The 21,434-nt window shown below is 72.4% G+C and carries 22 protein-coding genes; 15 read left to right on the forward strand and 7 right to left on the reverse strand.

Going from position 1 to position 21,434, the window contains the following annotated elements; all coding sequences use genetic code 11:
- Positions 1 to 856, forward strand: an 856-nt coding sequence (locus tag AB0J67_RS13890) for a CU044_5270 family protein (protein WP_363481179.1), incomplete at its 5' end; no start/stop codon positions are given.
- A 194-nt stretch (positions 857 to 1,050) separates the two neighbouring features.
- On the opposite strand, the gene AB0J67_RS13895 is transcribed toward AB0J67_RS13890, so the two are convergent.
- Both AB0J67_RS13895 and AB0J67_RS13900 read right to left on the reverse strand, forming a co-directional pair.
- Positions 1,051 to 1,734 (reverse strand): SDR family oxidoreductase, encoded by a 684-nt coding sequence (locus AB0J67_RS13895; protein WP_363481182.1) that lies wholly within the window; start codon positions 1,732 to 1,734, stop codon positions 1,051 to 1,053.
- 92 nt (positions 1,735 to 1,826) lie between these two features.
- Positions 1,827 to 2,288 carry a MarR family winged helix-turn-helix transcriptional regulator gene (locus AB0J67_RS13900; protein WP_363481185.1) on the reverse strand — a complete coding sequence of 154 codons (462 nt, stop codon included), beginning with the start codon at positions 2,286 to 2,288 and terminating at the stop codon, positions 1,827 to 1,829.
- Between the two features lie 89 nt (positions 2,289 to 2,377).
- On the opposite strand from AB0J67_RS13900, the gene AB0J67_RS13905 reads away from it, so the two are divergent.
- The 3 genes from AB0J67_RS13905 (at position 2,378) to AB0J67_RS13915 (ending at position 3,687) form a co-directional block, all read left to right on the forward strand.
- Entirely contained in the window at positions 2,378 to 2,947 is a 570-nt protein-coding gene (locus AB0J67_RS13905; protein ID WP_363481188.1) for an NAD(P)H-dependent oxidoreductase, read from the forward strand.
- Between the two features lie 11 nt (positions 2,948 to 2,958).
- Positions 2,959 to 3,378 (forward strand): PPOX class F420-dependent oxidoreductase, encoded by a 420-nt coding sequence (locus tag AB0J67_RS13910; RefSeq protein ID WP_363481191.1) that lies wholly within the window; start codon positions 2,959 to 2,961, stop codon positions 3,376 to 3,378.
- Positions 3,379 to 3,441: 63 nt separating this feature from the next.
- A complete protein-coding gene (locus tag AB0J67_RS13915) occupies positions 3,442 to 3,687 on the forward strand; it encodes a DUF2630 family protein (RefSeq protein WP_363481194.1) in 246 nt (81 codons plus the stop codon).
- 114 nt (positions 3,688 to 3,801) lie between these two features.
- Here AB0J67_RS13915 and mctP read toward each other — a convergent pair whose 3' ends face one another.
- Both mctP and AB0J67_RS13925 read right to left on the reverse strand, forming a co-directional pair.
- Positions 3,802 to 5,454, reverse strand: a complete 1,653-nt coding sequence (mctP, locus tag AB0J67_RS13920) for a monocarboxylate uptake permease MctP (RefSeq protein ID WP_363481197.1) — start codon at positions 5,452 to 5,454, stop codon at positions 3,802 to 3,804.
- Positions 5,455 to 5,457: 3 nt separating this feature from the next.
- Positions 5,458 to 5,682, reverse strand: a complete 225-nt coding sequence (locus tag AB0J67_RS13925) for a DUF3311 domain-containing protein (RefSeq protein ID WP_363481200.1) — start codon at positions 5,680 to 5,682, stop codon at positions 5,458 to 5,460.
- A 227-nt stretch (positions 5,683 to 5,909) separates the two neighbouring features.
- On the opposite strand from AB0J67_RS13925, the gene AB0J67_RS13930 reads away from it, so the two are divergent.
- From AB0J67_RS13930 to AB0J67_RS13965, 8 genes are all read left to right on the forward strand, one after another.
- Positions 5,910 to 7,703 (forward strand): serine/threonine-protein kinase, encoded by a 1,794-nt coding sequence (locus AB0J67_RS13930; RefSeq protein ID WP_363481314.1) that lies wholly within the window; start codon positions 5,910 to 5,912, stop codon positions 7,701 to 7,703.
- An 80-nt stretch (positions 7,704 to 7,783) separates the two neighbouring features.
- Entirely contained in the window at positions 7,784 to 7,993 is a 210-nt protein-coding gene (locus AB0J67_RS13935; protein WP_363481203.1) for a hypothetical protein, read from the forward strand.
- Between the two features lie 109 nt (positions 7,994 to 8,102).
- The gene (locus AB0J67_RS13940; RefSeq protein WP_363481206.1) at positions 8,103 to 8,774 is read left to right on the forward strand and encodes a DNA alkylation repair protein; all 672 of its coding nucleotides are present in this window, start codon (positions 8,103 to 8,105) and stop codon (positions 8,772 to 8,774) included.
- 174 nt (positions 8,775 to 8,948) lie between these two features.
- Positions 8,949 to 10,073 carry an FtsX-like permease family protein gene (locus tag AB0J67_RS13945; protein ID WP_363481209.1) on the forward strand — a complete coding sequence of 375 codons (1,125 nt, stop codon included), beginning with the start codon at positions 8,949 to 8,951 and terminating at the stop codon, positions 10,071 to 10,073.
- Positions 10,070 to 10,801, forward strand: a complete 732-nt coding sequence (locus tag AB0J67_RS13950; RefSeq protein ID WP_363481212.1) for an ABC transporter ATP-binding protein — start codon at positions 10,070 to 10,072, stop codon at positions 10,799 to 10,801. The genes AB0J67_RS13945 and AB0J67_RS13950 overlap by 4 nt, the downstream gene beginning before the upstream one ends.
- 15 nt (positions 10,802 to 10,816) lie before the next feature.
- Complete coding sequence (locus AB0J67_RS13955) at positions 10,817 to 11,416, forward strand: helix-turn-helix domain-containing protein (RefSeq protein WP_363481215.1); 600 nt, start codon at positions 10,817 to 10,819, stop codon at positions 11,414 to 11,416.
- A gap of 212 nt (positions 11,417 to 11,628) precedes the next feature.
- A complete protein-coding gene (locus tag AB0J67_RS13960; protein WP_363481218.1) occupies positions 11,629 to 13,356 on the forward strand; it encodes a lamin tail domain-containing protein in 1,728 nt (575 codons plus the stop codon).
- 180 nt (positions 13,357 to 13,536) lie between these two features.
- Positions 13,537 to 14,211, forward strand: coding sequence for a GAP family protein (locus AB0J67_RS13965; protein WP_363481221.1), 675 nt, complete (start codon positions 13,537 to 13,539; stop codon positions 14,209 to 14,211).
- A 119-nt stretch (positions 14,212 to 14,330) separates the two neighbouring features.
- On the opposite strand, the gene AB0J67_RS13970 is transcribed toward AB0J67_RS13965, so the two are convergent.
- A complete protein-coding gene (locus AB0J67_RS13970) occupies positions 14,331 to 15,143 on the reverse strand; it encodes a glycosyltransferase family 8 protein (protein WP_363481224.1) in 813 nt (270 codons plus the stop codon).
- Between the two features lie 76 nt (positions 15,144 to 15,219).
- Positions 15,220 to 16,092 (reverse strand): DUF72 domain-containing protein, encoded by an 873-nt coding sequence (locus tag AB0J67_RS13975; RefSeq protein WP_363481227.1) that lies wholly within the window; start codon positions 16,090 to 16,092, stop codon positions 15,220 to 15,222.
- 51 nt (positions 16,093 to 16,143) lie between these two features.
- Here AB0J67_RS13975 and AB0J67_RS13980 point away from each other — a divergent pair, with 51 nt between their 5' ends.
- Positions 16,144 to 16,821, forward strand: coding sequence for a GAP family protein (locus AB0J67_RS13980; RefSeq protein ID WP_363481230.1), 678 nt, complete (start codon positions 16,144 to 16,146; stop codon positions 16,819 to 16,821).
- 294 nt (positions 16,822 to 17,115) lie between these two features.
- On the opposite strand, the gene AB0J67_RS13985 is transcribed toward AB0J67_RS13980, so the two are convergent.
- On the reverse strand, positions 17,116 to 18,627 hold the full coding sequence (locus AB0J67_RS13985; RefSeq protein WP_363481233.1) for a methionine--tRNA ligase: 1,512 nt from the start codon (positions 18,625 to 18,627) through the stop codon (positions 17,116 to 17,118).
- Between the two features lie 372 nt (positions 18,628 to 18,999).
- On the opposite strand from AB0J67_RS13985, the gene AB0J67_RS13990 reads away from it, so the two are divergent.
- Together AB0J67_RS13990 and AB0J67_RS13995 are read left to right on the forward strand one after the other, a co-directional pair.
- Positions 19,000 to 20,316, forward strand: a complete 1,317-nt coding sequence (locus AB0J67_RS13990) for a glycosyltransferase family A protein (RefSeq protein WP_363481236.1) — start codon at positions 19,000 to 19,002, stop codon at positions 20,314 to 20,316.
- A gap of 188 nt (positions 20,317 to 20,504) precedes the next feature.
- Positions 20,505 to 21,371 (forward strand): hypothetical protein, encoded by an 867-nt coding sequence (locus tag AB0J67_RS13995; protein WP_363481239.1) that lies wholly within the window; start codon positions 20,505 to 20,507, stop codon positions 21,369 to 21,371.
- Positions 21,372 to 21,434 lie beyond the last annotated feature (63 nt).

The following is a 21,434-nucleotide window of genomic DNA, read 5'->3' on the forward strand; positions in this document are numbered from 1 at the left end:
CGCCGCGCAGGCGGGCGTTGCGGTGCTCGTCGCCGCGGCGCTGACCGTCGCGGGCGGCGCGGGCGTGGCGGCCTGGCCCCGGGGCGCCGCGCCGCCGCGGCCCCCGGTCGAGGCCGGTCCGGTGCTCGCGCCGGTCGCCTACCAGTACCCCGACGACGCCCCCGAGGCAGGCACGCGGCTGCGGGCGCTGGCCGGGCGCATCACCGCCGCCGACCACGACGGCGAGTCCGGCAAGTACGGCTACCACCGGGTCAAGTCCTGGGGGGCGGTGCGCCAGACCTCCCCGGAGGGCCTGGAGATGAGCTACGTGCTCGACGAGCAGAGCTGGGTCGCCGCCGACGGCTCCGGCCGGTTGCACACGGTCCAGCTGCCGCCGGAGTTCCCCAGCGCCCGCTCGCGGGAGTACTGGCTGCCGAAGCTCGCGGAGCAGACGGCCGCGGGCTCAGCGGACACCGTCGACGACCTCGGCCCCGGGCTGGCCGGGCCGGCCGGACCGCCGCCGACCGGGCCGGCCCTGCGGGAACGGCTGCACCGCGGCGGCCGTGCCGCGGACCCGTTGCGGGCGGTGATGGACCTCTTCGGTGGCCATGTGCTCCCGCTGGCCCACCGCGCCGAGATCCTGCGCGAGCTGGCGGCCGTCCCCGCCGTGAGCTGGCGCGGCGAGGTCCGCGACCGCGCCGGCCGGAACGGGGTGGCCGTCACCGCCGACGACCCGCAGCATCGGATCCAGCTCCTGCTGGTCTTCGACCCGCAGACCGGTGACCTGCTCGCGTACGAACACCTCGACCTGGCCCGGGGAGAGGTGCTGGCGTACCTGCTGTTCCTGGACTACGGGCGCACCGAGCAGCTCGGCTGAGCGGCGCCCGCAGCGGTCCGGGCCGGTCACCGCCGGTCCGGACCGCGTGGCGGCGCTCACTGCTCCCGCGCCGGGTCGCCGTGGACGGCCGCCGCCGTCCCGGCACTAGCGCTGACGGTCGTCGCCTGCCCCGCACTCAGCGTGGACGGTCGTCGCCGCCCGGTACTCAGCGTCGACGGTCGCCGTTGCGGTACTCAGACCAGCAGTTGCGAGTCGCGGACCGCGTGCGCGGCGTCGGAGCAGAGGAACGCGATCGTCTGCGCGATGTCCTCCGGCGGCGTCCAGCCCTTGCGGTCGGAGTCCGGCATCGACGCGCGGTTGGTTGGCGTGTCGATGACCCCGGGCAGCACGGTGTTCACGCGTACGCCGTCCTTGGCGTACTCGGCGTGCAGCGCGGCGGCCAGGCCCAGCACGGCGGTCTTCGCGGTCAGGTAGCCCGCCGCGCCGCCGAACGGCTTGCGCACGGCCTGGCTGGACACCAGCACCACGCTGCCGCCGCCCGCCGCCACCAGATGCGGCAGCGCGGCCTGGCAGACCAGGTACGCCGGGCGCAGGTTGAGCCGCAGCTGCGCCTCGAACTCCTCGACGGGCGTCTCGTGCACCCGCCCGCCCATCGCGAACCCGCCGACCAGGTTCACCACCGCCCGCAACGGCCGCTCCGGATCATCCGCCGCCCGCGCGACCACCGACCCCACCGAAGCCGCGTCGGTCAGGTCCGCCTGCACCGGCACCAGCGCCGCGACCCCGCTGGGCAGCCGCGCGACGTGCTCCTCGGACCGCCACGGCACCACCACCCGCCAGGCCTCGTCGAGCAGCCGCGCCACGACCGCCGCACCCAGCCCGCCCGTGCCTCCCGTGACCAGCACCGTCCCGCTCATCCCCGGCTCCTCCCACAACCCGCCTGACCGCCCCAGGCTAAAGGAAAGCAAGGGCACCTTCTTAACGCTCCGCGTAGAGGAAGGGCACCTTCTTAACCCTGGCCGCTCAGGTGGGCGACGACGCGGTGGGCGAGGGCGTCGAGCGCGGCTATCTCCTCGTCGGTGAGCAGGTCGATCATGTTGCGGCGCACCGACTCGACGTGGTGTGGCGCGGCCTGCTCGATGGCGCGCAGGCCCGCGCCGGTCAGCACGACGATCGAGCCGCGCGCGTCGCCGGGGCAGTCCTCCCGGTCGACCAGGCCGCGCTGCTGCATGCGGGTGATGTGGTGCGACAGGCGGCTCTTGGACCACAGCATCGTCGCGGCCAGCTCGGTCAGGCGCAGCCGGTGCGGCGACACCTCGGACAGGTTGGACAGCACGTCGTAGTCCGCGTCGGACAGGCCGCTGTCGGCGGCCAGGTCGCGGGTGATCTGCAGGTCGAGCAGGGCGCGCATGCGCCGGTATCCGCGCCAGGCGCGCGCCTGCCGTTCGTCGAGCCAGCGGGGTTCGGTCACAGCGGTCACACTACTCGCTTGTTGACACGTCACCAACACGCCGCCTATGTTGGTGACACGTCAACAAGAGCTAGGCAAGGAGAACCGACATGCCCCGCCTCAACGTCATCGTCGCCTCGACCCGCCCCGGCCGGATCGGGCACGTCATCGGCGACTGGTTCGCGGCCACCGCCACCGCGCACGGCGGGTTCGACGTGCACGTGGTCGACCTCGCCGAGCTGGACCTGCCCTTCCACGACGAGCCCGGCCAGCCGGTCGAGGGCGGGCCGTACGCCCACGAGCACACCCGGCGCTGGAGCACGCTCACCGAGGCCGCCGACGCGTTCGTCTTCGTCATGCCGGAGTACAACCGCGGCTACAGCGCGCCGCTGAAGAACGCGCTGGACTACCTCTACCGCGAGTGGCACCGCAAGCCCGCCGGGTTCGTCAGCTACGGCATGTCCTCGGCCGGGATGCGCGCCGTCGAGCAGCTCAAGCCGGTGGTGTCCGCGCTGCGGATGGTGCCGGTCGCCGAGGCCGTCAACATCCACCTGCGCCAGGCCGTCACCGCCGACGGCGCGCTCGCGCCCACGCCGGCCATGACCGGCGCCGCCCGGGGCATGCTGGACGAGCTGCGCCTGTTGACCGAGGTGCTGACCGCGACGCGCGTCGCGGCCTGAGGGGAGCCGAGATGACCGAGCAGGACGAGCTGTGGCGCGTGATCGGGCGCACCGGCCGGGGTGTGCTGGCCACCGTCAAGCGCGACGGGCGGCCGCAGCTGTCCAACGTCGACTACCTGGTGCGCGACGGGGTGATCCGGTTCTCCAGCACCGACGGCCGGGCCAAGGTGCGCAACCTGCGCCGCGACCCCCGCGCCAGCTTCTACGTGACGGTGCCGGGCGGCGGGTCGTACGCGGTCGCGGAGGGCGTGGCCGAGCTGTCCGCGGTCGCCGCCGACCCGCACGACGCGGCGGTCGAGGAGCTGGTCGAGGTGTACCGGGAGATCCGCGGCGAGCACCCCGACTGGGCCGAGTACCGCGCCGCGATGGTCGCCGACGCGCGCTTGGTGGTCCGCATCCGCGTCGACCGCCTCTACGGCTGGCTCGGCTGACGCCGTGGCGCGCGTGGGCCCGATCGCCGGGCGCGGGGCGCGGCGGCGTGGAAGGCTGGAAGCATGGACGAGAAGCAGATATTCGGGCGGATCGACGCGCTGGTCGCCGAGGAGCACGAGCTGCGGACCAGGCGCCTGCAGGGTGCGATCGACCCCGATACGGAGTCCGCGCGGCTGCGCGACCTGGAGGAGACCCTCGACCAGTGCTGGGACCTGCTGCGCCGGCGCCGAGCGTTGCGTGACGCGGGGGAGAACCCCGACGACGCCCGCACCGCCGACGTCGCACAGGTCGAGGGCTACCTGCAGTAGACGTCTGCCACGCGGTGACAACTTCTGGGATGTCGCGACAACCCGGAAGTTGTCACCGCGTGAAGAAGGTGGGTGCGGGGGACCTCCGCACCCACCTCGTGCCGGGCTGCCGCGCTAGGCGACGGCGACCGGCTCCCCCTCGGAGTCGAGGTCCTTGTCCTCGCGACGCGGCGTGTCCTCGTCGACGAAGTAGTCGTCGTGCTCGGTGGCGTCGGGGCCGTCGGCCACCTTCGCGGCCCGCAGCACCAGCGTGCCGAGCAGCGCGACGATCAGGTTGACCAGCACCGCGACGAACCCGGCGTAGATGGTCATCTTGGTGTCGAAGCCCAGCTTCTCCAGCGGGAACGCCGAGCCGGCGAAGTGCATGCGGCCGGTCGCCGGGTTGGCGATCTGGTAGAGCATCCACATGCCGAAGCCCATGCCGGCGACCCACCCGGCGATCAGCGCACCCTTGTGGAACCAGCGGGTGAACAGGCCCAGCGCCACCGACGGCAGCGTCTGCAGGATGATCACACCGCCGATGAGCTGCAGGTCGATGGAGAACTGCGGGTCGAGCAGCACGATGCACAGCAGCGCGCCGACCTTGACCACCAGCGAGGTGACCTTGCTGACCTTGGCCTCCTGGGCCGGGCTCGCGTCGCGGTTGAGGTACTCCTTGTAGATGTTGCGGGTGAACAGGTTCGCCGCGGCGATCGACATGATCGCGGCGGGGACCAGCGCGCCGATGCCGATCGCGGCGAACGCGACGCCCGCGAACCAGTCCGGGAACTGCTTGTCGAACAGCACCGGGATGATGGTGTTGGTGTCGACCGAGCCCTCCTTGGCCCCGGGCAGCGGCTTGACCCCGGCCGCGATCGCGGCGAAGCCCAGCATCGCGAGCAGGCCCAGCAGCAGCGAGTACGCCGGCAGCGCGGACATGTTCCGCTTGATGACGTCGCGGTTGCGGGAGGCGAGCACGCCGGTGACCGAGTGCGGGTAGAGGAACAGCGCCAGCGCCGAGCCGAACGCCAGGGTGATGTACTGCAGCTGGTTGTTGGCGTTGAGCAGCAGCCCGTCGCTCGCGGCCGGACTGGCTTCGAACTTGTCCGCGGCCGCCCCGAAGATCGCGCCCCAGCCGCCGAGCTGCGCGGGCAGCCAGAAGACCGCGACCAGGATGACGATGTAGATCAGCGTGTCCTTGACGAACGCGATCAGCGCGGGCGCGCGCAGGCCGGACTGGTACGTGTACGCGGCCAGGATGGCGAACGCGATGATGATCGGCGCGTGCCGGGCCAGTGCCGAGTCGCCGGTCACGCCCATCGTCTTGAGCACGGCCTCGATGCCGACCAGCTGCAGCGCGATGTACGGCATGGTCGCCACGATGCCGGTGATCGCCACCAGCAGCGCCAGCGTCGGCGAGCCGAACCGGGCGCGCACGAAGTCGGCCGGGGTGACCATGCGGTGCTTGTGCGCCACCGACCACAGCCGCACCAGGACCAGGAAGAACAGCGGGTAGATCACGATGGTGTACGGCACCGCGAAGAAGCCCATCGCGCCCGCGCCGAAGACCAGGGCCGGCACGGCCACGAAGGTGTACGCGGTGTACAGGTCGCCGCCGACGAGGAACCAGGTGATCCACGAGCCGAAGTTGCGGCCGCCCAGGCCCCACTCGTCGAGGTGCTCCATGTTGTCCGGACGGCGCCAGCGCGAGGCGACGAAGCCCATCGCGCTCACGCCGACGAACAGCACGGCGAAGATGATGATCTCGGTGAGATGGTCACGCCACATCGGTCAGCCCTCCCCGCGCCGCTTGGTCAGCTGGTAGACCAGCGTGGTGGTGCAGACGCCGACCACGATGTACGCCAGCTGCTGCCAGTAGAAACGCGGGAAACCCAGCAGGTCCGGGCTCTCGGCGTTGAAGAAGGTGGTGATCAGCGGCAGGACGATGGGGATCAGCAGCAGCCAGTTCCAGGGGCTGCGATCGCCGGGCCGCCGTGCGGGGGTCGGATCACCCATGGCACGTGCCTCCTCGCACGAAGGGAATGGATCAACGGTGCGGGGAGGATACGCAGCTCGCGTCAGCCGACTTGCCCTTTCGGCTCCGGACACGCGCCGAGCGGCAGGCGTTGTGCGCTGAACGGTTGACAGGGGTCGCCCGAAGGGGTTGTCAGATCCAGATCACACTCCGGTTCCCGGGCGCGTGTAACCCGAAACCCGTTGGGTACCGTCCTTCCGTGCCCGTTGTGCCGCCGCATGTCCTCGCTGACCGATACCGGCTTCGTGAACCCCTCGGTCAGGGTGGGATGGGCATGGTCTGGCTCGCCACCGACGAGAGCCTGCACCGCGACGTCGCGGTGAAGGAGGTCGTGCCCCCGGCCGGCCTCACCACCGAAGAGCGCGACGAGATGTACGCCCGCTCCATGCGCGAGGCCCGCGCCATCGCCCGCGTCAGCCACCCCAACGTGGTGCGCATCTTCGACGTGGTCACCGTCGACGGCCGGCCCTGGATCGTGATGGAGCGCCTGACCGGCCGCTCGCTGTCGGCGGTCATGGCCGAGGAGGGCCCGCTGCCGCCCGAGCGCGTCGCCGACATCGGACTCGGCGTGCTCGCCGCGCTGCGCGCCGCGCACGGCGCCGGGATGCTGCACCGCGACGTCAAGCCCGGCAACGTGATGGTCGGCGACGACGGCCGCGTCGTGCTCACCGACTTCGGCCTGGCCACGCTGCCCGGCGACCCCGCCGTCACGCGCACCGGCTTCATCCTCGGCTCGCCGTCCTACATCGCCCCGGAGCGCGTCGACGGCGGCGACGTCGGCCCTGCCGCCGACCTGTGGTCGCTGGGCGCGACGCTCTACGCCGCCGTCGAGGGCCAGCCGCCGTACGCCCGGCCCAACGCCATGGCGACGCTGGCCGCGCTGGCCACCGAGGAGCCGACCCCGCCGCGTCTGGCCGGGCCGCTCAAACCGCTGCTGGCCGGGCTGCTGCGCAAGGACCCGTCGGTGCGGATGAAGGCCGCCGAGGCCGAGCAGACGCTGCTGCGGGTGGCCGTCGGCCGCCGCGGCGGCCAGGGCTTCCTGCCGGGGGTACGCGGCAAGTCCGTGCCCGCCCAGCGGCAGTCCGCACCGGCCTACGTGCCGCGCGCCAGGCGAACCGACTCCGGGGACGTCGCGCCCGCCGCCGCCCTGCCGAGCGGCCCGGCCGCCGACCAGCCCGCCGCCGACGCGAGCCCACAGACCGGCGTCCCGGCTCCGGCCGCAGCGGCCCCGGCCGGTGCCGCAGGCCCGCAGACCGCCGCCACGCGCCGGCCCGCTGCCGACGAGCAGGCCACCCCGGACGCCGGCGGTAACCCGCCCGGCGGCCCGTCTCCGTCCGCTCCGGACGGTGTCGCGCCGTCGCGGCCCGGCCGCAGGCGCGTCGCGGTGCTGGTCGCCGCAGGGCTTGCGGTGCTCGTGGTGGCCGTCGTGTTCCTGCTGCCGCGGCTGGGCGACAAGACGGCCCCGGAGCAGAGCGCCGGCGCGGCCCCCAGCTCCGCGTCGGCGAGCGCGAGCCCGTCCGCCTCGCCGAGCGCCGCCCCGTCGCCCGCCGGGCTGGTGCTGCCCGCGGGCTGGCACCTCTACCGCGACCGCACCGGTTTCGCGGTGGCCGTGCCGAAGACCTGGCGGGTGTCCCGGCAGCGCACCATCGTGCGCTTCGAGGAGCCCAGCGGCGGGCGGCTGCTGCTGATCGACCAGTCGGACAGCCCGAAGAAGGACCCGGTCGCGGACTGGAAGCGGCAGGAGGCACGGCGGGTCGCCGCGGGCGACTGGAACGACTACCGCCGGGTCCGCATCGAGAAGGTCGACTACTTCCTGGCCTGTGCCGACTGGGAGTTCACCTACCAGGGCCGCTCCGGGCGCAACCACGTGATCAACCGCGGGTTCGTCACCGGGCCGAAGCAGGCGCACGCCATCTACTGGTCCACGCCGGAGTCGAAGTGGCAGGACAACCTCGACGAGTTCGCTCTGATCACGGCCAGTTTCCAGCCGAACCCGAAGTGAGCGCCCCGACTCCCTGATCCGTCGGCGTCGCCTGGCGGCGGGCACTTGAACCCCGTCGTGCCTGCGGCTATAAACCTGCCATGAAGTCGATCGACAAAGCGCCGTTCTGGACGTGGCCGCTCGGTGCCGCGCTGTTCGGCGGCATCGCCGCCGTCAACCTGCTTGCCGGAGGCCGCGCTTGGGCGCTCATCCACCTGGTCGGCGCCATGGCGTACGCGGCCGGCCTCGGGCGGGCTCTCCTGCGCCGTGAACTGGCGGCGCAGGGCGTCCGGGCCCGCGGCCCGGCCTGACCTCGCGGCTCGCGTACCGGGTCCGGGCAGGCCGGGCGGCTGCCGGGCAACGGGTCCGCCGTGCTTTCCTCTAAGGCTGAGTCGCATACGTGAGGGACAGGGGGCTGAGGTGGCCGAGACGACGGTGGCCGAGGTGATGGCCGAGCTGGCCGCGCTGGAGGACCCGAAGGCACGCGTGGTGAACGAGCGGCACGGCGACGATCACGGGGTGAACCTCGGCAAGCTGCGCGCGGTCGCCAAGCGGCTGAAGACGCAGCAGGAACTCGCGCGCGGGCTCTGGGCGACCGGCGACACCGCGGCACGGCTGCTGGCGCTGCTGATCTGCCGCCCGAAGGCCTTCGCGCGCGACGAGCTGGACGCCATGCTGCGCGAGGCGCGTGCCCCCAAGGTGCACGACTGGCTCGTGAACTACGTGGTGAAGAAGAACCCGCACGCCGAGGAGCTGCGCCTGGCCTGGTTCGCCGACCCGGATCCGGTGGTCGCGAGCGCCGGCTGGGCGCTGACCACCGAGCGCGTGGCCAAGCAGCCCGCGGGCCTCGACCTGCCCGGCCTGCTCGACGTCGTCGAGGCGGAGATGAAGGGCGCCCCGGACCGCCTGCAGTGGGCGATGAACCACTGCCTGGCCCAGATCGGCATCGAGCACCCCGAGCACCGCGCCCGTGCCCTCGACATCGGCGAGCGCCTTGAGGTCCTCAAGGACTACCCGACGTCGCCCGGCTGCACCTCTCCGTTCGCGCCCACCTGGATCAACGAGATGGTGCGCCGGCAGCACCAGCCGTAGGAACAGCTGCTGGGGCTGGGTCGCCCGCGGTCACCTCGGTCGGGGTGTCCGCCGGGTGGAGTGCGCTCCGACACGTCGACCGTGCTGGGCGGGTGGTCCATGCCACCCGCCCGCTCTTTTGCTGACACCGTGTCGATAAGATGCCGACATGATGTCAGCAAAATACGTCGGGCGGTGCCCGTGTTCCTAGCCGTCCGCGAGCTCCGCTTCGCCCGCGCCCGTTTCGCGCTGATGGGAGCGGTCATCGCGCTCATCGCGGTGCTCATGGTCCTGCTCTCCGGCCTGTCCCAGGGCCTGGTCCGCGACGGTGTGTCCGGGCTGCAGCGACTGCCCGTCACCTCGTTCGCCTTCAGCCACGGCGTCGCGCGCGACGCCGCGTTCACCCGCAGCGTCATCGGCCTCGACACGGTGGACACCTGGTCCCGCCGCCCGGGGGTGACCCAGGCCGCCCCGTTCGGCTGCGCCCTCATCAACGCCCGCAGCAGCTCGGGTGTGGAGATCGACCTGGCGCTGTTCGGGGTCGAGCCCGGCTCCTTCCTCGCGCCGAAGGTCGCCACCGGGTCACCGCTGGCAGCCCCGGACGGCATCGTGGTCAGCAGCACCGCCGCCGCCGCGGGCCTGCGGCTCGGTGACACCGTGACCGTGGACCGGCTCGGCACCCGGTTCACCGTCGTCGGGGTGCTGGCCGAGCAGCACACCTTCGGCCACGTCGACGTCGCGTACCTGCCGCTGGCCGCATGGCAGGCAATCCACGCGGGCGCCGGGCCGGGCGACTCCGTCCCCGACCGCGCCCTTCAGGAGATCACCGCGGTCGCGGTCCGGGGCACCGACGTCGACCTCGCCGCAGGTGATGCCGCCGCGGGCACCGAGAGCATGACCCTGTCCGAGTCGTACGGCGCCTCTCCTGGCTACACCGCCGAAACGTCGACGCTCACTCTCATCCAGGTGTTCCTGTACCTGATCTGCGCACTCGTCGCGGGCGCGTTCTTCACCGTCTGGACCATCCAGCGCAGACACGAGCTCGCCGTGCTGCGCGCGCTCGGCGCGCCCACCGGCTACCTGCTGCGCGACGGGCTGGCGCAGGCACTGGTGCTGCTGCTGGCCGCGGCCGCTGTCGGCATCGGTGCCGGGGTCGGGCTGGGTTCCCTGGTGGGCGGCGGCGTGCCGTTCGCGCTGGACGTCCAAGCCGTGGCGTTGGCCGCCGCACTGCTGGTGGGCCTGGGCCTGGCCGGGGCAGCGGTGGCCATCGCCCGCATCGCTGCCGTCGACCCGGCGACCGCACTGGGAGGAAACCGATGAACGCGCACCCCGAGACCGGCCGGAAGACCTCCACCACGGTCCCCCAGGACCCCGCGGGGCAGGACGGCCTCGTCATGCAGGACGTGACCATGCTGCTCGGCGACGGCGACGACACCGTACGCGCACTCGACGGCGTGCGCCTCACCGTGACCGCGGGCGAGTTCGCGGCCATCGTCGGCCCGTCGGGATCCGGCAAGTCCAGCCTGCTGGCGGTGGCCGGTGGGCTGGCCGTGCCGGACTCGGGGACGGTGACCATCGCCGGGCGGTCGATGACGGCGGCTTCCCGCCGGGCCCGGACCGCGCTGCGGCGGGACCTGGTCGGCTTCGTCTTCCAGTCCGGCAACCTGCTGCCCGCGCTGACCGCCCTCGACCAGTTGCGCCTGCCGGCCCGGTTCGCGTCACCCGGCGCGGTCCACCGTGATCCGATGGAACTGCTGGCCGAGGTCGGCATGGCGGGCAAAGCCGACCGGCGGCCCCACCAGCTCTCCGGCGGCGAGCGCCAGCGAATCGGCATAGCCCGCGCGCTGGTCACCGGGCCGCGGCTGCTGCTGGTCGACGAGCCCACCGCCGCCCTCGACCAGGCGCGCAGCCGCGACATCGTGCAGATGCTCGCGCGGGAGACCCGCCGGCACGGGGTCGCCACGGTGATGGTCACCCACGACACCGAGGTGCTGCAGTACTGCGACTCCGTCTACGAGATGATGGACGGCGCATTGAGCAGGAGATGACCGCCGGGAGGGTGCGTGCCGAAGATTCAGGCGGCCACGGTCGCCGAGCACCGCTCGCTGCAGCGCCGCGCTCTGCTCGACGCTGCCCGTGACCTCCTGGCCTCGGGAGAACCCGAATCGCCGAGTCTGTCCGCTGTCGCGCAGCGGGCAGGCTTGGCGCGTTCCAGCGTCTACCAATACTTCAGATCGCGCGAAGACCTGCTCGAAGCCGTCATCGCGGACATGTTCCCCCGCTGGTCGGGCTTCGTCACTGAGCGCATGGACGGTGCGGCGACCGCCGCCGACCAGGTCCTGGCATACGTGGACGCCAACCTGGAGCTGGTCGCCCAAGGCGAGCACGCCGTCATGCGCGGACTGGCGATGGCGGCACCTGGGGCCGCCCTGGCCGAGTCCAGCAGGGTGCTGCACGAGCAGTTGCGCGTGCCGCTCATCGACGCGCTCGCCCGGTCGGGAACGGCGCAGCCGCAGCACATGGCCGAGCTGATCCAGGCGGTGGTGCGGGCCGGATCCCAGATGATCGAGAACGGAGTTCCGGCGGACGACGTGCGAGACCTCGTCAGGCAGATGCTTGAGCCGTACCTGCACACCGCGGGCAGACCCCGAGTCGAAGGGTAGCCCCAGCGGCCGCTGCCCAGCGCCTGCAGGGCGATGTGGGTTCCGCTGGCGCCGGGGAGCCGGTGTGCTGCGCCGGGCGAGGGAAACCCCCGATGCCGTGTCCCGGAACCGAACGTTAGGTAGTCATACGACGACGTTACGTAACCAACTCGAAGCCGCTCAGTTGATCGGACCAGGTGTAGCAGGCCCGGTCCGGGCTCGAGGAGGAACGCATGCGTCACTGGGTACGAAGGGCGGCCCTGCCTGCCCTGGTCGGCATGTCGGCGTCGGTGCTGGGGCTGGGGCTGTCCTCGCCCGCCCAGGCCGTCTCGCCCGACATCGTCATCAGCCAGGTGTACGGCGGAGGCGGCAACGACGAAGCGACGTACACCCGGGACTTCATCGAGCTCTACAACCGCGGCACGACGGCCGTGAGCGTGACCGGCTGGTCGGTGCAGTACGCCGGCGCCGCGGGCAGCTCGTGGGCCGTGACCTCGCTGACCGGGACGATCGAGCCGGGGCGGTACTACCTGGTCGCGCAGGCGCAGGGCGCGGGCGGCTCGACGCCGCTGCCGACCCCCGACGCGTCGGGCGCGACGGCGATGAGCGCCAGCTCGGGCAAGGTCGCGCTGGTCACCACCACCATCGCGCTCACCTGCTCGACCGGCTGCGACACCGCCGCCGGGGTGCGCGACTTCGTCGGCTACGGTGCCGCCAACTCCTTCGAGGCGGCCCCCGCGCCCGGCCTGAGCAACACCACGGCCGCCTTCCGGGTCGGGCAGGGCTCGGTCGACACCGACAACAACAGCACCGACTTCTACGCCGACGGTCCGCGCCCGCGCAACAGCGCCTTCGTGAGCGAGGCCGACCTCGTGGTGACCAAGAGCGACCGGCCCGACCCGGTGGCGTCCGGTCAGCAGGTCACGTACACGATCGAGCTGGAGAGCAACGGTCCGGACGCGGCCCAGGGCGTCGAGCTGGTCGACGCCGTCCCGGCGGGCACCACGTTCGTGTCGGCGACGGCGGAGCCCGGCTGGGCGCTGACCACGCCGGCGGTCGGCGGCACCGGCGAGATCTCGGCGGCCAAGAGCTCCGTCGCCGACGGCGAGGACGCGACGTTCGAACTGGTCGTGCTCGTCGACGCGGGCGCCACCGGGCCGCTGTCGAACACCGCCAAGGTCAGCAGCACGACCTTCGACCCGGACCTGACCAACAACGCCGCCACCGCGACGACCACCGTCCAGCAGCAGTCGGCCGACCTCGCCATCACGAAGGCGGACCGGCCGGACCCGGTGATCGCCGGGGGCCGGCTGGAGTACGACATCACCGTCAGCAACGGCGGCCCCGCCGCCGCGCAGAACGTCACGTTCACCGACGCGATCCCGGCCAACACCACGTTCGCCTCGCTCACCGTCGGCTCGACCGGCTGGACGGTGAGCACGCCGCCGGTCGGCGGCACGGGCACGGTGACCGCGAGGCGGGCGAGCATGCCCGCCACCGGCGGCGATGCGACGACGACGTTCACCCTGGCCGTCATCGTGAACGCGGGCGCGACCGGCACGATCACCAACATCAGCGGCGTCACCAGCACGACACCCGACCCGAACACGTCGAACAACGGCGACCGCGAGACCACCACGATCGCGGCGGCCGGGCCGCGGTGCACGATCACCGGCACGCAGCGCAACGACGTGCTCAACGGCACGCCCGGCGCCGACGTCATCTGCGGCCTCGGCGGCAACGACATCATCAACGGCCAGGGCGGCAACGACACCGTCTACGGCGGCCCCGGCCGCGACCTGATCAGCGGCGGTTCCGGCTTCGACACGGTGTACGGCGAGGACGGCAACGACATCATCTCGGTCTCGGACCGGGTGCGCGGCAACGACACCGCAGACGGCGGCCCCGGCTTCGACCTGTGCAGCGCCGACCCGCTCGACGGCGTGGTCAGCTGTCCCTGATCCGTCGCGGCGCGACGACCGGCCCACCCCCGCCACGCCGCGGGGGTGGGCCGCTCCGCGTCACAGCAAGCTCGATCTTGTACGGTTCGTGTCGCCTGAGCAGCATCGACTGCACACGATCTCGGACGGTCTCGGGGTGAACCGGGCACGCCGGCGGTCCGCAGGCTGCACGATGTGATCGTGGGTGAGGCGGTCGCGGGGGTGGTGCCGTACGCGCTGGGGGTGGCGGCGAGCCCGTTGCCGATCATCGCGGTGATCCTGGTGCTGTTCTCGGCGCGGGCGCGCGTCGGCGGGCCCGCGTTCCTGGCCGGGGCGCTGGTGGGGGTGGTCGCGGTCAGCTCCTCGGTCTACCTGCTCGCCGATCACGGCCTGCTGCGGGAGGGTGACGGCACGGGCACCGTGGCCGGGGTGGTGCGCATCGCGCTCGGCGTCGCGCTGGTCGTGGTGGCCTACCTGCACTTCCTGCGGCACCGGCGGGCCAACGGGCAGCACGTGATGCCGAAGTGGATGGCGGGCATCGACCGCTGGTCGCCGGTCAAGGCGGCCGTGCTGGCGCTGCTGATGTACGGCGTGGACCCGAAGAACCTGGCCCTGTGCGCGGGCGCGGCCCGTGGCCTGGCCGGGGTGCCGACCTGGGTGGCGACGGTGGCGCTCGGGGTGTTCTCGCTGATCGCCTGCCTGCCGGTGATCGTGCTGGTCGGCCTATTCCTCGCGGGCGGGGATCGCGCCGCGGTCCACCTGGAGCGCTGCCGGGGCTGGCTGTCGCGCCACCACCTGCTTGTCATGGCGGGACTGCTGCTGGTCTTCGGGGTGCTGCTGATCAGCCACGGCTCGCGCAGCTTCCTCGGCCACTGACCACCGCGTCGGCATCCGCGGCAGCGGCCTGCGCCCGCCCGCCGCCGCCTTCAACCGCTCGGCCGCTGCCGCGTGCAGCCGCCCTGCTGCTGCCGCGTTCGACCGGCCGCCGCCCGCGTTCAGGCGTAGGGGGCGACGCGGGCGGCGAGCGCCTGGTGGCGCTCGTACCGGAAGCCGGGGCGGAAGCCTTCGGTCCAGGGTTTGCGGGGGCCGGCGAAGTGCATGATCCGCGTGTCGTGCCCGGTGTCGGCGGACTCCTCCAGCGCGAAGCTGCGCATGTTGTTCCAGCGGTGCGGCAGCCGCAGCCACTGGCCGTACGCCACCAGGTTGAGCGCGTCCTGGTCCGGGAAGCGCAGCCGTCCCGCGTGCGCGGCCAGGTAGGCCAGGCAGCGCGCGGTGATCCGCTCGCGCCGCCACACCGGCAGGTTCATGAGCAGCACCCCGGAGTTGAAGTACGGCGCGGCCGGGTCGTGCTCCGGCCCGGCTCCGGGCACGCCGCCGTGCGTGGCGAACGTGGCGGTGAACGCGTCGCGCACGGCGGCCAGCGGCGCTTCGCCGAGCGCGACCTGCCACAGCGGGGACAGGTCGCCGCAGACCTGCACGTCGACGTCGAGGTACAGCAGCCGGGACACCTCGGGGCCGACCAGGTCGGGCAGCAGCAGCCGCAGGTACATGCCGGCGCTGACGTAGGCGAGCCACTCCTCGTCGACCACCGGCAGGGCGCGGAACTCGTCGCCGGTGGTGAGCAGCCGCAGCCGCGCCCGGCCGGCGAGCTGCCGGCGCAGCGAGGGCTCCCGCTCCTTGGCCACCGCCGCCGTCGTGAGCAGCCAGAACGTCGGCTCGTGCGGGCCCGGGTGGGAGTCGAGCACCGACTCGACGGCGATCTGGACGTGCTCGGCGTATGCCTCGTCGAAGGCGAAGGCGATGTCCATGCACGACTGTCTATCACACTGCTTGCACAATCAACATCATGTTCTTGACTGAATCTCGTCTACAACTTGCACGGCATCAGTCCGCGCCGAGCAGGTCGATCAGCTGGGCGGCGTTGCGCTGGGCGTAGTCGGAGTAGCAGTTGTTCATCAGCACGTGCGTCTGCCCGGCCTCGCCGGACAGCTCGCGCAGCTTCGGCGCCCAGTCCTTCAGCTCGCGCGGGGAGTAGAGGTAGCCGAACTTCTCGTGGATGTCCTTGCTCGTCCACTTGTCGCTGTGCCCGTGGAAGCGTACGGCGGCCAGGTCCGCGGTCGCGGCGAGCACCGGCGGCACCGAGTTCTTGTGGCCCTGCGGCATGTCCACGCAGACGTAGGGCAGCTCGTGCTTGCGCAGGAACTCCAGCGTCTCGGCCGCGTTGTCGCCGGCGAACCACGACTCGTGGCGCAGCTCGATGCCGACCCGCAGCGGCGCGCAGCGCTTGGCGACCTCCAGCAGGTACTGCTTGTTGTCGCGGCGGATGGTGAACCACGGCGGGAACTGGAACAGCAGCATGCCCAGCTTGCCCGCCTCGACCAGCGGGTCCAGCGCGGACAGGAAGCGGCTCCACACGTCCTCGTACGCCTGCGGGTCCAGGCCGTCCGGGTACACGTTGCGCTTGTCGGTCTCCGGCCGCAGCTCCTTCGGCAGCGCGCTCACCTTCGTCGGGTGGCCCGTCAGCATGCTGAACGCCTTGATGTTGAACGTGAAGTGCTTCGGCGTACGCGACGCCCACAGCGCGACCGTGCTCTCGGCCGGGCTGGCGTAGTAGGTGGCGTCGACCTCGACCAGCGGGAACTGCGACGCGTAGTACTTCAGGCGCTGCTCGGGCGTCTTGGCCGACTCCGGGTACCACCCCGACGCCAGCAGTGTGCTGTCGGTCCACGAGGCCGTGCCCACCAGTATCTCGCCCATACCTGGGCGTTTACCCCGGACGAGCCCGTTGCACGCCATACGCTGCTTGCCATGGGTGAGGTGATCGGGGAACTGCTGCCGCTGGCGCTCGGAGTGGCGATCAGCCCGATCCCGGTCATCGCCGTGATCCTGATGCTCCTCGCGCCCCGCGCCGGCGCCGCTGCGGCCGGCTTCCTGCTCGGCTGGGTCATCGGCATCATGCTCGCCGTCATCGTCTTCATCGCCCTGGCCGGCCGCACCGCCATCGGCACCGGCGGCGAGCCGACCACCGCCGCGTCCGTGATCAAGCTGCTGCTCGGGGTACTGCTGCTGGTCCTCGCCGTGCTGCAGTGGCGGTCCCGGCCCCAGCCGGGGGAGCAGGCCCGGCTGCCGGGCTGGCTCGCCGCCATCGACAAGGTCACCCCCGGCAAGGCGATCGGGCTGGGCTTCGTGCTCTCCGCCCTCAACGTCAAGAATCTGCCGTTGCTGGCCGCGGCGGGTCTTATCGTCGGTACGGCCGGGCTCAGCGGCGGCGGGGCCGCGCTCGCCGTGCTGATCTTCGCGGTGATCGCGGTGAGCACGGTCGCCATCCCGGTCATCGGCCACGAGATCGCCCACGACCGGATCTCGCCCTGGCTGGACCGGCTCAAGGCCTGGCTGGTCGAGCACCACGCCGCGGTGATGACCGTGCTGCTGACCGTCATCGGCGCGGTGCTGCTCGGCAAGGGCCTCGGCGGGCTGTGGCACTAGCACCCCACCCGCGAGAACGCCGCACGCCCCGTCCCGTCCCGTCCCGTCCGGTCCCGTCATGGACGTTGGCCTATCTGGATGAACTCGATCGACGTTTCGTCATCCAGATAGGCCAACGTCTACGCCAAGCGCGCGGGGAACGGCTGGTGATCGCTGTTTCGGGTCAAGAAGTGTGGTCGGACTCCAGCTTTTGACCCGAAACGGCGATCATGCCCGCGCCGCGCGCGGCGGTCCGCGCCGCGCGTGGCGGCCCCGGCCCCCGAGGTGGTGTGTTCGGGGCGGAGACGTCTCGGGTCAGGCGGTGGCCAGGCGGGGGAAGAGGGGGGTGGGTGGGGGTAGGGCGCCGTCGGGGTCGGGGGTGCACTGGGTGGTGATGAGGGCGGCGGCGCCGGGCAGGAACGGGGTCAGCAGGTCGCCGACCGCGCGGCAGGCGGCCAGCAGGGAGGCGAGCGCGGCGTCCAGGCGTACCCCGGCGTCGGGGTCGCCGGACCGCTCGGCCTTCGCCAGCTCCCACGGGCGGGACCGCTCGACGAACCCGTTGGCCTCGTCGACGACCGTCCACACCGCCGCCGCGGCGCGCCGGAAGTCGAAGTCGGCCAGCCCGGCCCTGATGATCCAGGGCGCCTCGGCGATCGCCTCGACCAGCTCCTTCGCCTCGGGCAGCGGTGCCGCATCGCCGGGCACCCGGCCCGCGCGGTAGCGGTGGGCCATGGTGACCACGCGGTTGACCAGGTTGCCCGCGCCGCCGGCGAGGTCGGCGTCGGCGCGCTCGACCAGCCGCTCGACGGTGAAGTCGGCGTCGCCGACCCGGGGCACCTCGCGCAGCAGCCAGCACCGCACCGCGTCGGTGCCGTAGCACCGGGCGAGCGCGACCGGGTCCACCGGCGTACCCGATGATTTGCTGATCTTCTGGCCGCCGGCGGTGAGGTAGTCGTGCACCAGGATGTCGGTGGGCAGCGGCAGCCCGGCGGACAGCAGCATCGCGGGCCAGTACACGGCGTGGAAGCGCAGCACGCCCTTGCCGATCACGTGGACGCGCCGGTCGGACTCCTCCCACCAGGTGCGGTACGCCTCGCCGCCGGTGCCGTAGTCCAGGGCGGTGAGGTAGTTGCCCAGGGCGTCCCACCAGACGTAGACGACCTGGTCGGGGTCGCCGGGCACGGTGATGCCCCAGCCGCGGGCGCGCTGCTGGGAGCGCGAGATGGAGAAGTCGCGCAGCCCGGCGTCGATGAACGCGAGCACCTCGTTGCGCCGCGACTCCGGTGCGATGCGCAGCCGCCCGCCGACGATCGCCTCGCGCAGCGGCTGCGCGTAGCGCGACAGCCGGAAGAACCAGTTCTGCTCGGCGATGCGCTGCGGCGCGGTGCGGTGCTCGGGGCAGTGCGCGGAGGCGTCGAGCTCGTCGGGGGTCAGGTAGTGCTCGCAGCCGACGCAGTACAGGCCCTCGTAGGTGTCGGTGTAGAGATCGTCGGCGCAGGCGTGCCAGAACCGCTCGACGCCTGGGCGGTGGCGCGGGTCGCGGCTGGTGCGGATGAAGTCGTCGTACGACAGCGCGAGCGGTCCGCGCAGCGCGGCGAACGCGGCCGCGTTGGCGTCGACGAAGTCCTGCACGGGCAGCCCGGCCTGCTCGGCGGCGAGCACGTTCTTCAGCGAGTTGTCGTCGGTGCCGGTGAGCAGCCGCACCTGGTGCCCGAGGGCGCGATGGTGCCGGGCGAGCACGTCGGCCTGCACCGCTTCCAGCGCGAAGCCGAGGTGCGGGGCGGCGTTGACGTACGGGATGGTGGTGGTGAGATAGACGCGGGTCATGGGACTCCTCCTGCTCGAAACAAGCCGGAGCGTCGACCCGTCGCCGAGGCCCCGGACGCGGGGCCTGCGGTTTCACGCGCGTGTCAGCAGCCCCGGGAGCGGGGCATCATCACCTGACACGACGAGAAGATCACGCCGACACGGTAGCACCGGGCGCGGGGCGGGGGCGATGCGTTTGCGTCGTGCCGGATCCGTGGGCGGGTCGCGTCGGCGACAGTTCGCGGCGTGCCGCGCAGGTCGAGGTCGCCGCGCACCGCCCTGGCGAAGATAGACATGTTCCACTTGATGGGCAGCGCTTGAACGCGCTCTCCGGAGCTTTCAGGATCGGGCGGTAGGCAATGGACGCGGCCCCGCCGCTGGAACGGAGTGGCCATGTCCCCGCGCTTGAGCGTGCTCATCCCGACGTACGGCGACGCGCACACGCTCGCGCTGACCCTGGCCGCGCTGCGCCGCCAGACGCTCGACCCGGCGCTGTTCGAGGTCGTCGTCGTCAACGACGGCTCGGATCCGGCGCCGTACGCGCGGCTCACCGAGGCGGTGTACCCGTTCGCGTTCCAGTTCGACAGCCTGCCCGAGAACCGTGGCCGGTCGGCGGCGCGCAACCGGGCGGTGGCCCTGGCCCGGGGTGAGCTGCTCTGCTTCCTGGACAGCGACGTGCTGGCGGAGCCGCACCTGCTGGAGCGGCACCTGGCCTTCCATGACGAGCGGGGCACGCCCGCGGTGCTGATCGGCAAGCGGTACGAGGGGGACTGGGCGGTGCTGGCCGCCGCGCTGGACGGCGCGCCGCTGACACACGAGCTGGCCGGTCCGCGGCACGAGGACTTCCGGTTCCGGGTGCCGGGCCGCGACGAGTCGCCGGAGCAGTGGCTGGCGGGCGCGCCGTGGGTGTTCGCGCTGACCAACAACGTGTCGCTGCCGCGCCGGACCGTGCTCGACGCGGGCGGGTTCGACGAGGCGTACGGCACCCGCTGGGGCTTCGAGGACACCGACCTGGCGTACCGGATCCACCGGCTGCTGGGCGACGCGGGGTTCGGCTACGACCCGCTCGCGGCGGGGTTCCACGTGCCCGCGGTGCGCGACCTGACCAACCTGCAGCAGGACTACACCGTCAACCTGGAGCTGTTCCGCGAACGGCACCGCAGCCTGGAGGCGGAGCTGGTCGACCTGCCCGCGCCGACCGACGTCACCCGCAAGATCAGGCACTACCGCCAAACCCTGGCCGGCTGCGCCGAGCACGGGGTGGGCCGGCTGCCCGAGGTGTGGCCGCTGCTGGCCGCCGAGTTCGGCGGCGATCGGCCGGTGCTGTGGCAGGCGTTCGGCACCGACGAGGTGCCGCTGGGGGAGCGGGCCGTCACCTACGACCACGGGCGGCCGCTGTCCGAGCGCAACCTGCACCTGCTCGGGGTGTGGTCGCCGTTCCCCGACGGCGCGTTCGACGCCGTGGTCAGCGTGGACGTGTGGCGCTTCTTCGAGCAGCGCGAGTTGTCCCGGTTCCTGCGGCTGGGGCTGCGCCAGGCGGGCGAGGTCGTGCTGGCGTACACCCGTGGGCCGGGGGTGAAGGCCCTGCCCGCGGATCTGCCCGTGCTGACCGGCCCGGACTTCTTCGCCGCGCTGCTGCGCCGCCGCTACCCCCAGGCGCGCTGCGACCACTTCGGAGACACCACGCTGTTCCGCATCCCAGCCGCCTGACGTCATCTGACGAAGGAAGGGCACCTTCTTATCGTTTTCCGTGGAGGAAGGTGCCCTTCCTGACGCGTCCTGCCGGCTGCGATCCCGAGCCGCTGTCGGGTTGGCGCGGGAGCCGTGCCGTGGCCCGGCACGGCTCCTACGGTGAGGGCCCGCGGCCGCGACAGGCCGCCCGAGAGTCGAGGTGCGCCATGTCCCTCACCCGAAGCTCGAAACTCCTGGCCGGTCTGGCCGCCGTACTGCTCGGCGCGGCGGCGTCCCTGGTCGCGGCGGCCCCGGCCCAGGCCGTGACCGGGCTGATCGTCACCATCGACTGGAGCGATCTGACCGGGTCGGAGTCGTTCAAGACCGCCAACGCCGTGTGCCCGGCCGGCAAGGTGCTGCTCGGCGGCGGCGCGGACATCGTCGACGGCGGCGCCGAGGTGCACATCTCGTCGATGATCCCGGCCGCGGCCGGCTACCCGACGCACTCGTACTACGCCGTCGCGCGCGAGGACGGCGGCTTCGCCGGCAACTGGACCATGTACGCCTGGGCGATCTGCGGCACCGGCGTCACCGGCTGGCAGCTGGTCAGCGGCTCGTACACCGCCAGCGCGGGCACGAACGTCGTCGGGGTGCACCTGTCCTGCCCGTCGGGCAAGAAGGTGATCGGCACCGGCGGCGCGGCGGTCGGCGGCGCCCACTTCCTGATCCGGAGCATCGTGCCGTCGGCGGACCTGACCGGCCTGTCGGTCGAGGTCGGCGGGGACGAGGTGTCGTCGGGGGCGTACTCGGCGTACGCGTACGCGATCTGCGTGAACCCGGTCGCCGGGCAGCAGCGGGTGTCGGCGACCACCGCCGAGAACTCGATCAGCAAGGGGATCAGCGTGGCGTGCCCGGCGGGCAAGAAGCTGCACGGCACGGGCGGCTCGCACACGGCCGGGGGCCAGGCGCACTTCGACCGGATCGGGCTGTGGGGGCCGGGCGCGGTCTCCGGCTCGGACGTCGCGGTCATCGAGGACCAGACGGGGTTCGCCGAGAACTGGACGGCCACGGCGTACGCCATCTGCGCGACCTGACCGGGAGCGTTAAGAAGGGCACCTTCTACCACGCATAGCGTTAAGAAGGTGCCCTTCCTTTCA

Origin of the sequence: Catellatospora sp. NPDC049609, assembly GCF_040675365.1 — a bacterium.
GTDB lineage: Bacteria > Actinomycetota > Actinomycetes > Mycobacteriales > Micromonosporaceae > Catellatospora.